This is a genomic window from Clostridium sp. (assembly GCF_016650035.1).
GTDB lineage: Bacteria > Bacillota > Clostridia > Clostridiales > Clostridiaceae > Clostridium_AD.
Map to the genome: position 1 here is coordinate 1 of NZ_JAENWM010000005.1, position 13,464 is coordinate 13,464.

Below are 13,464 nucleotides of genomic sequence, written 5' to 3' on the forward strand. Positions count from 1 at the left end.
GTCAAGTCGTTAGGAGCTTTTGTCATAGAAATAATGTGCTTATCAAAAAAGCAATTAATAACTAGATAATTATTAGTATTATAGTTATAATTTGACTTAGGAATGCAGTTATATAAAGCTATATTTTGACGCACTACACTGAAGGAACTTTATATCCATTGCTAATTAGACTAGAAAAAAATGGTTTGTTATCATCAATTAGCAGAGACTCTCCGCTGGGCCCAAAACGAAAATACTATTCACTTACTAATCTAGGTAAAGATGAATTTTTAGTTTTTTGTAGATCCTGGGATAAAATTTCGAAATCAGTTAATAAGATATTGGGGGATGAATTAAATGACTAAAACAAAATCACTAATAAAACAATTAAATAAAGCATCTGAAAACTTATCTGAAGAGAACAAAATTATATTTACCGACATTGTAGTCTATATAAGAATGTCTAATATAAAAATAAAAGATGCGGAAGAATTTCTTCAACAAATACTAGACAGCTTTTTAAATGCAGAAAATCAAGGTGTAAGTATTGAAAATGTATTAGGGACATCTGATATTAGACATTACTGTGAGGAGATTGTAAATACCTATAAATCAAGCTATAAATATCTATCACGTTGTAGTGATTATGTAATGTACGCAGGGAGTATTATAATAATACTATCAATTATTAATTATATTTCACAGAATTTAATTATAATTATAAAATATGGATTTAACGATTTCACGTTTAATCTGAACTTTAGTTTGGGAACTATTTTTCAGTATTTACTAATATCTCTTATTATCATTGTTATTTTCTTTTACACCAAAAAAACTTGTTTTAAGCTACCTGTTAAGAGTGGTAAAATAAAAGAGTTTTTAAAACTTTGGGCAATAGCATGTCTATGGATTAGTATACCTTTTGCTTGCATGGTATTTTTTGATAAAATATTATTATTTAGATTAAATATATTTATAGTTCTTATTATTGGTTGTGGTTTATATTTTTGGGGTAATTATTTATCAGAAAAATAACGAGTATGTATATTGATAAAATTTAAAGAAACAAGTTATAATACATGTATATGAAATCATAAAATTATAAAATACAAACCCAGGAGGTGATTTTTAATTGTCAGATACGTGGATGTGTGTAAGTGATATAAGAGGTGCTACAGAAGGCAACTTATTTCTAAGTAATGGAGACATTTCTAAAGATACAAAGCAGGTTAGATTAATAAGAACGGATAGTGAAATAAGACTATTTGTAAGTTTTGAAGAAATAAGTAAATTCTTTAAAAAGGTAGAAAATAGCACAACACTTTATGGATTACATGCTTCAGAAAGTTATACTAATACAATAAGGAAACTACTTCACATAGATTTAAAAGTTAGTTTAGGTTACAGTAAAGTTAATCTAGATATTTTTGATAATGACACTCTTTATAGAATTTACACAGAACTATTATTATATCTTTTTAAAGTTAAATCGGATGAACTTCTTATACAATTTTCTACAACAATAAGATATCAATTAGAATCACTTAAGATGGTTTATGATAATAAGGATATAGTTAATTTCGATGAAGAGTTTGAGCAAACAGCGATACAGTTTAAAAAGATATATGAAATTTGCGATTCAATGAAATCGGAGGTTGAATTAATTGAAATAGATTATAGAAGTAAATTAATAAAAGAAAGAATGAAAAAAAGAAAAGAAATAAATAGATTAAATCTATTAATGCTAGATGAGATTAAAGAAATGAAAAATTAAATTACACTAGTTCCATAATAAAAATGAGGGGGATGTACTTATAATGCTAAAAGTACTAGCAATAAATTCAAGCAGCAGAAAAATGAATACTTACGGCCTAATTTCTCAGGTTAGTGAAATATTGAGAAGTCACAATATTAATATAGAAATAATAAATCTCTTTGATTATGATATTAAAGCTTGTATTGGCTGTGAGCATTGTTTGGTTAAAGGTGGATGCGTATTAGATGATCAGGTAGAAAATATAATGGAGAAAATCAGATTGTGTGATGGACTAATTTTAACTTCGCCAGTTTATATGGAAAATGTATCTGGAAAGCTAAAGACATTTGTTGATAGAACCTGCAGTTGGTTTCATCGCCCCCAAATTTATGGCAAACCCATTCTTGTAATATCCACAACCAAAGGTTCTGGTCTTAAATCCACTTTAAAATATTTACAGAGAATTGTAGTTCAATGGGGTGGATTTAATGCTGGTAGAATTGGTAGAAATATTAGAACTATAAATAATAAAATCTCGCAAAGTGAATGCGAGATTTTTATTGAACATCTTAGTAGGAATAAGGAAAATTATAAGCCCTCATTAAATTCCCTAATAAATTTTCAAGTTCAAAAAGTACTTGCCTATAAACTAGTAGGCCTGGACACCGAGTATTGGAGTGAAAAAGGATGGTTTGCTGATGTATATTATTTTAAATGCAGAATAAATATCTTTAACAAATTAATAGCCACAAGCTTTGGAAAATTTTTAAATAAAGTAGTAAATAAATAATTTAACCCGTAATCAAAGTTTTGAGTGTTCTACACGAATCGAAAATTGGATCTAATTCTAGTGATTTTTCTACAAACTCTAGAGCTTTTTCAATTTGGCTTAGATTGTAAAAACAAACTGCAATTTTATAATAAATTTCAGCATTAGCACCATATAACTCAAGTGAATATTCAAAAAATCTTAGTGCGTCAGTATCATAACCAACATAACTAAATAATAAGCCTATATAGTATGCTAAATCCCCTTCTTCGCCTATAGGAAAATAATTGTCCCAAACTTTGTTCATTACTATAACTAGTTCCTCTACGGGGAACTCTTCTTCAGTATCCATTCTTTCAGTCAATATGTTATAGACTTCTTGAAATGTTCTTGCATCCCAAACTGTAAAGCGAAGAAAGGTTAGTATCTGTTTTGTTTCTAAAGATTCGCTTAGAGGAACAACTGCTTTTTTCAAAATATAAAAATCATCGGGTCCTATACTTTCAATAATTTCCTTATAGGCCATTGTAGTTTCTATAAAATCATGAGAACTATTGCTAAATAAAAACAGTGACATGTTTATATTTTCATGATCATATATACTATGTAGGGCCCTTCCACCAATATTTTTAAAATATTGTTCCATTGAATGAAAGTTAACTGTCATAGAAATACAACCATGTTTTGATAAAAACGGATGAGAATTCTTGAGCATTTCTTTTTCACTTTTATAACCTTTATCCGCAGAAATTAGAATTATATCATCATTAAATAATGTTCTTAATCTAGATATACAGCGCATGGCCATTATGGGCAATGAAAAAGATGTATCTTCCAAATGATTTTTATAATATAGAAGTATATTATTAATATCATCATCTTCATAATAATTACTACCTTGGATTTGGTTATCTGTATAGTAATAATCTAAACCTGCTAGTATAGATTTATCTGCGGTGTTAACTTTAATCTCAGGAGAAGTTATTGTAATCAAGCCTTCATAAATTTCTCCCTCATTCACATAAAAGGTGTCTTGAGGAAGGCTGTCAAAGGTATAATTAGCAATTAAAATCAAAGGATTTTTAAGATTTCCACTAGACAAAACTTCTCCACTGTGTCTTAACTTAAGCTGATCATCTTTAGATATATCAAAGGTTGCACAGTCCAATACTCCACAATCAAAATAGGGCTTTAAAAAGCTATGATTCTGCCAATATTCGATATTCTTCTCAGAAAAATCAGTTACTATATATTTAAATTTCAGCCCTTTAAGAGAAGAATTTTCTATTAGATGTAAAAATCTTTTAAGAAAGGTATAGGTAAATCTACCTACCCCTGAAGCAAGCTCCATTATGTATATAGTAGAGTTTTTATCCATATCCGTCCTTGTAACATAGTCCCTACAGTACCCAAATATAGTTTTTGCATACAAATTTGCTATATAAGGATTGGTGGTTATATACTGAGGTACTATCCCCTTAGTCCAGGCCTCCGGGCCTTGTTTTGCAAAAAAATCTTTCTGTAGACTCCATAACATAGACTCCGATAATTGGCTTTCAGCTTCAAGTATAACTGCATTTTTTGACAATTTAATCCCCCCCGTAATTTTTATATTATTATACCATGTATTACCTTATATAAAAAATGTATAACAATTTGTATATAATTATCTTATATTTGAATAATTGCATTCAAATACTGTATAATTGAATTAAGTTAATAGATTTAACCTAAAGGAAGTTGATAAAAATGTTAGATATTTTAATAAAAAACGGATTCATTATAGACGGTACAGGTAATTCATCTTATCACAGTGATTTAGGCATAAGGGATGGAAATATAGTTAAAATCGAAAGTAATATAGATGAAGAAGCTTTAGATGTTATTGATGCCAACGGCCTAATAGTTTCTCCAGGGTTCATTGATGTGCACAGTCATAACGATTTAGTACCTTTTATGGAAGAGAACATTCAAAATTTAAAGTTGATGCAAGGGGTAACAACAGAGCTTGTAGGCCAATGCGGTTTAGGAGTTGTTCCTTGTATTGAAGATGAAAAAAATTTATGGAAAAACTATATAAGAGGAGTCGTTGGTGATCCAGGCTTCAAATGGAATTTTTCTAGTATGTATGACTATACTAATGAAATATCTAAAAAAGGACTGAAAAATAATTATACAGCTCTAATTTCACATGGAGCAATTAGGACAAGCATTATGGGCTTTGATAGTAAAACACCAACTACAGAGGAAATTAAATCCATGTGTGAAATAGCAGAGAATGCTATGAAAGCTGGTGCGTTTGGCATGTCTTTAGGTCTTCAATACTTGCCTGGAATTTTCAGTACAAAAGACGAGTTAATAGATATATGCAAAGTCATAGCAAAATATAATGGAATTGTTATGATTCATCTTAGAAACCATGACGATACTATAATAAATGCTCTAGAGGAAATAATTTATATAGCTGGGCAGTCTAAGGTACGTCTTCACATATCACACATGAGGTCTTATAACTCGAAAGATTTGGGATGCGACGCTGAAACGCTTATAAGTTACATAGAAAGTGCGGTAGCTAAAGGAATAAAAATAACCTTTGATGAGCATTTATATTTATCAGGAAGCACTCTTATGACTCAACTTTTACCACCTTGGGTTACTGCTGGGGGAAGCCTGGAAATGGTTAAAAGACTTCAAGATAGCGAGATGGTTGCAACTCTTAAAGAAGAGCTTAAAAGTCATAAAACTCACTATGCGGGATGGGACAATTACAGCTTAATTACTGGCTGGGATGGAATACTTATAACATCTGTAAAAGAAAAGGTAGATTTAAAATATGTTGGAAAGACTGTAGGTGCCATTGCTAAAGAATTAGATATTGACGCAGTGGATTTTGCATTACAACTTCTTGCATCAGAAAAGTTTGGGGTAGGAGTAGTAACACTAGATGTGTTTTCAGAAGAGGATACCATTAAGTTAATAAATCATCCACTTCAAATGGTAGGCTCAGATAGTATACCAGCTGGGAATCCACATCCAAGGCTTTATGGAAACTTCCCTCTTTTTATAGGTAAATTTGTTAGAGACAAAAAGGCTCTTACTCTTGAGAAGGCTATATATAAGATATCATATTTGCCTGCTAAAACTTTAGGCCTTAAAGATATAGGACTTTTAGCTGTAGGCAAAACTGCAGATATAGTTTTATTTGATTTAAAGGAAATTATGGGTTTTGAGGATTACTTTAATCCAACTAAAGCTCCTGTAGGGATTAAATACGTAGTGCTGAATGGTAATGTTGCCGTAAGGGATAGCATGGTTTGTAATAATGGTTATGGAAAAGTTTATAAACTCATATAAATAGCTCTGGCTCTCTTCGATAAGAAAATTGTACTTCTAATTCATGTTTATGTCTTAAATAATCTACATCATCATAATACTTTGCATTAGTTGGACATTTTTTAATACAAGCCCCACATTTAATACAAATCCCATTTAATTTAGATACATCCTCAAAATCAATGGAACCCATAGGGCAAATACTTACGCATAGTTTACAATCATTACAATTGCTATTCGTTTTTGGGGTAACCTTTCTGATATCAACAGGTATCCCCTCTTTAGTCACAGGCCTATAATATTTTCTATAAGGCTTATTCCCCTTTATAATTACAGCTTGAGTTTCATCTTGAGTTGTAATTTTTATATATATCTGATTTGCAAAGTCGCCTGCAATGTCCATATCTTTTTCATCGGGCCTGTTCCTAGCAAGCGTTTTCGAAAATGAATGTTCGCCAATAAATGCGCCACCTGCAATAACTTTAAACCCATTTAGTTCAAGTATATCGCTTAATTCTATTAGTGCATCATCATAATTTCTGTTGCCATAAACAACTACAGGAATTGCAAGTGCAGCATTACCCGTAATAGAATTTAAATACTTTAATAATACGTTAGGCACTCTTCCTGCATAAACTGGAACTCCAATAATGACAACATCTTCTTCTGTAAAGCACACTGGATTTTTTCTAACTTCTGGAATTGTAAAAGCAATCTCGTTTATAGCTATATCCATACCAATATTCTCTGAAATTTTCTTTGCTATACCAGATACGACTTTTCTAGTTGTACCAGTAGCACTAAAATACATCATATTAATTTTCTTATTCATAACAATCCCTCCCGTTTCACCTTACCATAAGTTTACCTTACCATAAGTGCCACCCACGTGGCAAGTGGCAAGTGGCAAGTTTCTTGTCCACCTCATCAATAAATAATAGTTGCATTGAAACCAATAATGCCTTATTATTAAAATTGATAAATATTTTAAAAGCGATGCATTATATTAGGAGAGGATAGTATTGAATATAGCTGCTTCTACCAAGCGATTTATTAACATAAACTTTCATGCGCTTACGCATAAGAATTATAGATATTTTTGGTTTGGACAGTGTATTTCCTTAATAGGTACTTGGACACAAAACATAGGTCAATCTTGGCTTGTACTTTCCTTAACAGGGTCTCCATTTTTACTTGGGCTTGTTGGAACCATGCAGTTTTTACCCGTAACCTTTTTCTCATTGTTTGCTGGGGTACTAACGGATAAGTTTCCAAAGAAAAAAATACTGATATTCACTCAGACGATTTCTATGCTTTTGGCTTTTACATTATCTGCATTGGTTTTTACCAATACTTTGAAATACGAATACATAATAGTTTTAGCTTTGTGTCTTGGATTTTGCAATACTTTAGATATGCCAACTAGGCAAGCTTTTAATATGGAAATAGTCGGAAAAGAAGATTTGATGAATGCTATTGCTTTAAATTCTGCCACTTTTAACTTAGCAAGAATTATTGGACCTGCTATTGGAGCTATGCTTATGGGGTACCTTGGAGCAGGTTGGTGTTTTTTATTAAATGGTTTTAGCTTTATGGCAGTAATCTATGGACTTGTACATATTGAAGCAGTTACTTATGTTAGAATGAAAACCTCTGAAAAAGGCATATTGAAGGAAATAGTGGATGGTCTTAAATATATAAAAAACAAGCCAATTTTACTCGAAACTTTGATATTAGTTAGTATTATGGGAGTCTTTGTTTTTAACTACGCTGTTTTAATACCTGTATTCACTAAAAATGTACTACATATGGGTGCAAAAACTTATGGTGTTTTATTATCTGCACTTGGAGCAGGTTCCCTTGTTGGAGCACTTCTTGTGACATTTAAAAGTAAAGGGGCTCCAAACAGAGTTCTTATGATAGGAGGCTCTATCGGCATTGGCATAATGCTTATTTTTACAGGCCTTAGTAACATATTTTACTTAACTGCACTAAGTTTATCTATAACTGGAATATTAAATATGTTCTTTTCCACCACTGCTAATTCCACGTTACAACTAAATTCTGAAGATGAATACAGGGGACGTGTAATGAGCGTATATTCGCTTGTGTTTGCTGGGTTCACTCCAATTGGAAGCCTATTTTCAGGATTTATAGCAGAGAAATATGGAGCTAGATTTTGTTTTATATTATCAGGTATTTGTACAGTTGTGTTAATATTGTTACTTATAATATGGGTTAAACATAGAAAACAGGCAAAATCTACTTTAAATTAGATTTTGCTTTTTTTGTTTCACCAATATATGTAATTAGAATTTCAAAAGAGTGATAGTAAATTTGGTTCCTATTCCCATGACGCTTCGAACTTCAATCATTCCATTATGTGCTTCAATAATTGATTTTGAAAGAGCCAGCCCTATTCCAATGGATTCACTTTTCCTTACGGTTTTAGCTTTATAAAAACGCTTAAATATATTAGGCAAGTCCGCTTCCATTATGCCTTCTCCTGTATCCTCTATTATAATTCTTGTATACAGTGCATTTTCCATAAGTTCCAAACTTATGGTTCCATCTTGTGGCGTGTGCTCTATAGCATTTTTTATAATATTAATGATTGCCTCCTCAAGCCATAATCTATCGTGTTTAAAAACTATCTCTTCACTTTCACTAAAAATGACATTAACATTTGCCTCAAAGGCCTTGCACTCCAGTGAGTCTATTGCATCTTGCATCGTTTCATTTAAGCTTTGCTCTTCTTTCACAATTTCTATAGCCTTGGCGTCCAATTTAGCAAGCTTTAGTATATTTTTTATGAGCCAGTTCATTTTTTCTAGTTGATTTTGATTATTTTGTAAAAAATCCAACCTTTGATTTTCAGGCAGCTGCTTTGTAACCATAATATCGTTATATAAAATCACAGAGGAAAGTGGAGTTTTTAACTGATGGGATATATCTGATAATAAATCAACTAAAAATTGTTTTTCTCGCCTAAGATCACTTAAATTACTCCTTATTATTCCTCTCATAGAATTAAAAGAAATAGCTAGCTTTGAAAAATCCCCTTCTTTATTTTCATTTATTTCTATGTCATAATCGCCTTCAACTACCTTTTGGGCAGCGCAAGTTAATCTTCTTATCCGTTTATAGAAAAAACTATATTGGAAATAGTTAAGTGTAAATAATATTGCGGTCATAAGAATAAAAACAAATATAATTACGTAGTTGTTTTTAATAATAGTTGGTCCAACATATGGGAAAAGCGAATCCTCTAAATCCTGTGTTAACCCATATTGTTTTAAAAATTCACTTCCACTTGTAGCTTCTTCCACAGAAATTTCCTTTGTAATAAGAGGTATAATTTTCTCCTCCATTTCAGGATTTTCTAAAACTACCCTTTCAGCAATTGCTCCTAAGCTTTTTATATAATCAGCTTTTAAGTTATCATTATTCACTTTTAAAGCTAGAGATGTAATTATTAAAAATAAAGTCATTAAAATCAAAAGAAGAGCTGTGCTTATTTTAAGTTCACTATTAATAAAATATTTCTTCATATTATTGTATCCTTATTCCACTTATACCCCAGTCCACGCTTATTAACTATATACCCAGGTTCTCTTGGATTATCTTCTATTTTATCTCTAATTCTCTTAATATAAACAGATAATGTGTTTTCATCAAAAAAAGGATCTTCACCTTCTAATAATTCACCTAGAATCTCATCCCTTTTCATTAAAATATTAGGCCTATTCATAAATATTAGTAAAAGCTTGTATTCTTGCGCTGTAAGATTTATAACCTCACCATTTTTCTTTACTGTTCCTTTTATATTATCAACAATTATATTTCCACTTTTTAATATTTTTTCTACTGATATATTTTGAGAGTTTATTATATTTTTAGAACTTCTTCTAATTAGTGCATTTATTCTTGATAAAAGTTCTCTTACACGAAAAGGCTTTGTTATATAATCATCTCCACCTATTTCAAGCCCTTGAACTATATTAACCTCTTCATCGCAGGCTGTTAGAAATATTATAGGAACATCACTTTCCTCCCTTATGTACTTACATAATTCATATCCATTGCCATCAGGCAAGTTAACGTCTAATAAAATCAAATGGAACAACTCTAAATGAAATAAGTTTTTTCCACCTTCTACTGTTGATGCTCTAGAAACTTCGTAGCCACCATCTTTTAGCGAAAATTCTATGCCAAGAGCTAATGACTCATCATCTTCAACTAATAATAATCTATTCATGCTTTTTTCACCTCATTCTAAAGTATTGTTAAGTATTAACAACTTAATAATACCTCAGTTCTACGTTAAGTTAAAGCTTCATATACTTGAGAATTGGGAAAGAGAATTTTTTTTGCTAATAATCTTCTCTAACTGCTTCAATTAGGTTTTCTTTCTTAATTCTTGAAAGTGGTGATAATACTGATAAATAACCAATAACTATAGATGCTACTCCCGCAATAGCTATGGCCTCGACTGGAAACACCCACCCGAACTCTCTAAATGCGCCCATTGATAATCCTATCAGATAGGATATACCGCAGCCTATTATTGAACCATATATAGCACCTACTATTCCATATAGAAGTCCTTCTAGAATAATCATTTTTCTTAAACCCTTTTGAGTTAGTCCAATGGATTTTAATGTAGCAAACTCTCTTTTTCTAAGGATAATATTTGTTGTTAATGTATTTACAATATTAACACTACCTATTAAGGAAACTACCAATACAAATCCATACAACAGAATTTTAATCATTAGTAATATGGATTTTGATTTCCTATTACTATCTATATTGTTTATTACCCTTAAATCAGAGCTTGATTTTATGGCAGTTTCTATTCCCATTTTCCCTTCATCTTCAGTTTTTATATCCTTAAGAACTATGTTTAATTTTACAGGACCAATGTCATTGTCCCCGGTTAATTTTTTTGCCATTTCCTCGGTTGTAATTATATTCAAGTTATTATTTACTTGCATATTGTTGAAGGGTGAGGTTTCAAAAATTGCCATAACAACAACCTTTTGAACATTGCCTTTACCGAATTCTGTTGTTACTTCATTAGGTTCATACCAACCTCCCCTAAATTGCAAGTCAATTTCATCCCCTACTTTTATATCTGCTAGTGGTCCAAAATATTCTTTATCTGTAGTTTGATTCTGCACTCTATATTTGTTATACAAGATTACTCCATTTCCACTATTTAATTTTTCTATATCAATATTTCCTGACTCAATATATTTTTTAGAAACTTCAATAGATTCCTTATCATAAATTACAATACAACTTTCCATAAGAGTTTCCTCAACTCCATCTAAAGTTGTTTTTTTATATATATTTCCCATATCCTGAATTTCTTTAACTTCACTATTACTATTAATTGCCATACTGAAAATATATGGATTGTAGCCTCTATATACCTTATCCACGGATTTCATAGCTTTAATATCATCTTCTATTTTACTGTCTATGGTTTTATGATTTAGTCCAGATGTACGATTATCCTTTTCAACTGAAAAATGGATATCCTTGGATTCATTAATATCTGATGATATATTCAGTGACATATCCATAAAGGATTTAAAAGTAACAAATAGCACTACACTTATTACTATTGAAAACACAGTTATTCTATATCTTTTTCTATTTCTCTTAATATTTTTAGCAGCCAGTGCTCCTTCAAACCCAAATATTCTTTGAATAACTACATTCTTTCTTCTCTTTATTTTTTCCTTTGTTATAGAGTTTCTACCACTTATAGCACTTAGTGGTGAAATTCTACTTGCAAAATATGCCGGCACTAGTGCTGATAGATATATTGAGACAATCCCCACTGCTGAACTTATGAGTAAAACTATAGGTGATATGGAAATTTTTATAGGTACAACTGAATCTACACCAATTAATTTAAATGCAATACCTATTCCAAATATAGCTATAATGCCACATATGAGTCCTAGTGGAATGGCAATTATTGCTAGTATTGTTGCCTCTCTTAGAACAATTTTTCTAATTTGTTTTGGAGTAGTTCCCACTGCTCTCAAAAGTCCAAACTGTTTAATTCGCTCTACAATACTTATTTGAAATGAGTTATATATTACTGCTATTGTAGCTATTAAAACTATTCCAATTATTATTGCAAGAGATACATATAAGCCTTTAAGTCCAGAATCAAATTCTCCTGCTCCTTGCATTTGTATCAAATAATCATTTTCCACAATTGAATTTGGTAACTGTCTTAATTCCTGCAGGGCAACTTTCAAGTTTGTTTTTGAGCTTATTTCTACTAATAATGTTGCATTTTTTTCATCTATACTATTATTTTTTAATAAAATTACTCCTTTGCCGTCTATCTGACTTTGAATACTGTCCTCAAGTATCCCTACAAGGATATATTCACTATCCGCAACTTTAATTTTATTTCCTACTTTAGCTTCTTTATCAATATAAGATAATGCCCACTTTTCTACGGCCACTTCATTTGCACTTTCCGGTAACCTCCCTATCTTTGCGTTATAAGGAAGAAGTTCTAAGGCCTTATCTGTTGCAGTTATTTTGTTAACAACTAACTTATCACCTAATTTTACATCATCACTTTCAGTATAAAGTCCGCTTCTAGAAACTTTAGGATTGTTAACTATCTTTGATATTAAATTTGCATCTGTCTTTTGAAATAGTACATGTGCAGACCCATACTTATTTCTGGCATCCTGTATCTGCGCATCCTGTATTCCATTAAAAAACAGCCCTATTGTTGATATAAGAGCAACAGATAACATTATCCCTATAATCGTAAGTATTGTTCTTTTTTTATTTCTCTTTAAATATTTCCCTGTTAGCTTTTTATAACTTGTTATCATCTTTTCCCCTCCCCCCTAGCTTACTTTCAAACACTTATCACCAATTATTTCGCCATCTTCAATGGTTATAACTCTATCTGCCATAGCTGCTATATTAACATCATGGGTAATAAGTATTAGTGTCTGATTATATTTTTTAGCTGTAAATTTTAATAATTCTATAACATCCTTTGAACTTTTACTGTCTAAATTTCCTGTGGGCTCATCTGCAAGTATTATTGATGGCTTATTAAAAACTGCTCTACCAATTGATACCCTTTGCTGTTGCCCACCTGATAACTCTGAAGGAAGATGATTTTTTCTCTCGCTAAGTCCGAGTACTTTTATAAGCTCTTCTAAATATATTTTATCCACCTTATCATTATCAAGTAAGGCTGGAAGGGCTATATTTTCTTCCACATCTAATATAGGTAACAGATTATAAAATTGAAATACAAAACCTATCTTTCTTCTTCTAAACACTGCAAGTTTTTCTTCCTTGTAATGGTAAATGCTTTCCCCATCAATGATTACATTACCATCTGTTGGTCTATCCAAACCACCTAGCAAATGAAGAAGTGTACTTTTTCCAGAACCCGATGCTCCCACTATTGCTACAAACTCACCCTTATCCACTGATAAATTAATATTTTTAAGTGCCTCTACCTTATTTTCACCTTTGCCATAAGTTTTATTTAAATTTTCAACCTTTAAAACTTCCATTTATATCTCCCCTTTTCTTGTTTTCTCATCACTATAAGCATATTATA

General features: G+C 31.1%; 12 protein-coding genes. 6 read left to right on the forward strand and 6 right to left on the reverse strand.

The genetic code is table 11. The features are described from left to right. The first annotated feature begins 125 nt into the window (after nucleotides 1-125). The 4 genes from JJD95_RS01955 (at nucleotide 126) to JJD95_RS01970 (ending at nucleotide 2,525) form a co-directional block, all read left to right on the forward strand. Nucleotides 126-344, forward strand: a complete 219-nt coding sequence (locus JJD95_RS01955; RefSeq protein ID WP_291639820.1) for a PadR family transcriptional regulator — start codon at nucleotides 126-128, stop codon at nucleotides 342-344. Beyond that, nucleotides 337-1,014 carry a DUF1048 domain-containing protein gene (locus JJD95_RS01960; protein ID WP_291639822.1) on the forward strand — a complete coding sequence of 226 codons (678 nt, stop codon included), beginning with the start codon at nucleotides 337-339 and terminating at the stop codon, nucleotides 1,012-1,014. Before JJD95_RS01955 ends, JJD95_RS01960 begins: the two co-directional genes overlap by 8 nt. 97 nt (nucleotides 1,015-1,111) lie before the next feature. Beyond that, complete coding sequence (locus JJD95_RS01965) at nucleotides 1,112-1,753, forward strand: hypothetical protein (RefSeq protein ID WP_291639824.1); 642 nt, start codon at nucleotides 1,112-1,114, stop codon at nucleotides 1,751-1,753. 43 nt (nucleotides 1,754-1,796) lie between these two features. After that, nucleotides 1,797-2,525 (forward strand): flavodoxin family protein, encoded by a 729-nt coding sequence (locus tag JJD95_RS01970; protein ID WP_291639826.1) that lies wholly within the window; start codon nucleotides 1,797-1,799, stop codon nucleotides 2,523-2,525. A 1-nt stretch (nucleotide 2,526) separates the two neighbouring features. Here the strand turns inward: JJD95_RS01970 and JJD95_RS01975 are convergent, their stop codons facing one another. Further along, the gene (locus JJD95_RS01975) at nucleotides 2,527-4,092 is read right to left on the reverse strand and encodes a tetratricopeptide repeat protein (protein WP_291639828.1); all 1,566 of its coding nucleotides are present in this window, start codon (nucleotides 4,090-4,092) and stop codon (nucleotides 2,527-2,529) included. Between the two features lie 161 nt (nucleotides 4,093-4,253). On the opposite strand from JJD95_RS01975, the gene JJD95_RS01980 reads away from it, so the two are divergent. After that, complete coding sequence (locus JJD95_RS01980) at nucleotides 4,254-5,858, forward strand: amidohydrolase family protein (protein ID WP_291639830.1); 1,605 nt, start codon at nucleotides 4,254-4,256, stop codon at nucleotides 5,856-5,858. Here the strand turns inward: JJD95_RS01980 and JJD95_RS01985 are convergent. Then, nucleotides 5,851-6,669 carry an EFR1 family ferrodoxin gene (locus tag JJD95_RS01985; RefSeq protein ID WP_291639832.1) on the reverse strand — a complete coding sequence of 273 codons (819 nt, stop codon included), beginning with the start codon at nucleotides 6,667-6,669 and terminating at the stop codon, nucleotides 5,851-5,853. The two genes, JJD95_RS01980 and JJD95_RS01985, sit on opposite strands and share 8 nt — an antisense overlap. A 190-nt stretch (nucleotides 6,670-6,859) precedes the next feature. On the opposite strand from JJD95_RS01985, the gene JJD95_RS01990 reads away from it, so the two are divergent. After that, nucleotides 6,860-8,113, forward strand: a complete 1,254-nt coding sequence (locus JJD95_RS01990; protein ID WP_291639833.1) for an MFS transporter — start codon at nucleotides 6,860-6,862, stop codon at nucleotides 8,111-8,113. 33 nt (nucleotides 8,114-8,146) lie between these two features. On the opposite strand, the gene JJD95_RS01995 is transcribed toward JJD95_RS01990, so the two are convergent. From JJD95_RS01995 to JJD95_RS02010, 4 genes are all read right to left on the reverse strand, one after another. Continuing rightward, nucleotides 8,147-9,388, reverse strand: a complete 1,242-nt coding sequence (locus JJD95_RS01995) for a HAMP domain-containing sensor histidine kinase (RefSeq protein ID WP_291639835.1) — start codon at nucleotides 9,386-9,388, stop codon at nucleotides 8,147-8,149. After that, nucleotides 9,385-10,095 (reverse strand): response regulator transcription factor, encoded by a 711-nt coding sequence (locus tag JJD95_RS02000; RefSeq protein ID WP_291639837.1) that lies wholly within the window; start codon nucleotides 10,093-10,095, stop codon nucleotides 9,385-9,387. Before JJD95_RS02000 ends, JJD95_RS01995 begins: the two co-directional genes overlap by 4 nt. 115 nt (nucleotides 10,096-10,210) lie before the next feature. After that, complete coding sequence (locus tag JJD95_RS02005) at nucleotides 10,211-12,715, reverse strand: ABC transporter permease (protein ID WP_291639839.1); 2,505 nt, start codon at nucleotides 12,713-12,715, stop codon at nucleotides 10,211-10,213. Nucleotides 12,716-12,730: 15 nt separating this feature from the next. Further along, nucleotides 12,731-13,417, reverse strand: a complete 687-nt coding sequence (locus tag JJD95_RS02010) for an ABC transporter ATP-binding protein (RefSeq protein ID WP_291639841.1) — start codon at nucleotides 13,415-13,417, stop codon at nucleotides 12,731-12,733. Nucleotides 13,418-13,464: the final 47 nt, after the last annotated feature.

Coding starts and splice junctions, on each gene's coding strand:
- JJD95_RS01960 (WP_291639822.1), top strand. CDS start 337: ATGACTAAAACAAAATCACTAATAAAACAATTAAATAAAGCATCTGAA.
- JJD95_RS01970 (WP_291639826.1), top strand. CDS start 1,797: ATGCTAAAAGTACTAGCAATAAATTCAAGCAGCAGAAAAATGAATACT.
- JJD95_RS01980 (WP_291639830.1), top strand. CDS start 4,254: ATGTTAGATATTTTAATAAAAAACGGATTCATTATAGACGGTACAGGT.
- JJD95_RS01985 (WP_291639832.1), bottom strand. CDS start 6,669: ATGAATAAGAAAATTAATATGATGTATTTTAGTGCTACTGGTACAACT.
- JJD95_RS01995 (WP_291639835.1), bottom strand. CDS start 9,388: ATGAAGAAATATTTTATTAATAGTGAACTTAAAATAAGCACAGCTCTT.
- JJD95_RS02000 (WP_291639837.1), bottom strand. CDS start 10,095: ATGAATAGATTATTATTAGTTGAAGATGATGAGTCATTAGCTCTTGGC.
- JJD95_RS02005 (WP_291639839.1), bottom strand. CDS start 12,715: ATGATAACAAGTTATAAAAAGCTAACAGGGAAATATTTAAAGAGAAAT.
- JJD95_RS02010 (WP_291639841.1), bottom strand. CDS start 13,417: ATGGAAGTTTTAAAGGTTGAAAATTTAAATAAAACTTATGGCAAAGGT.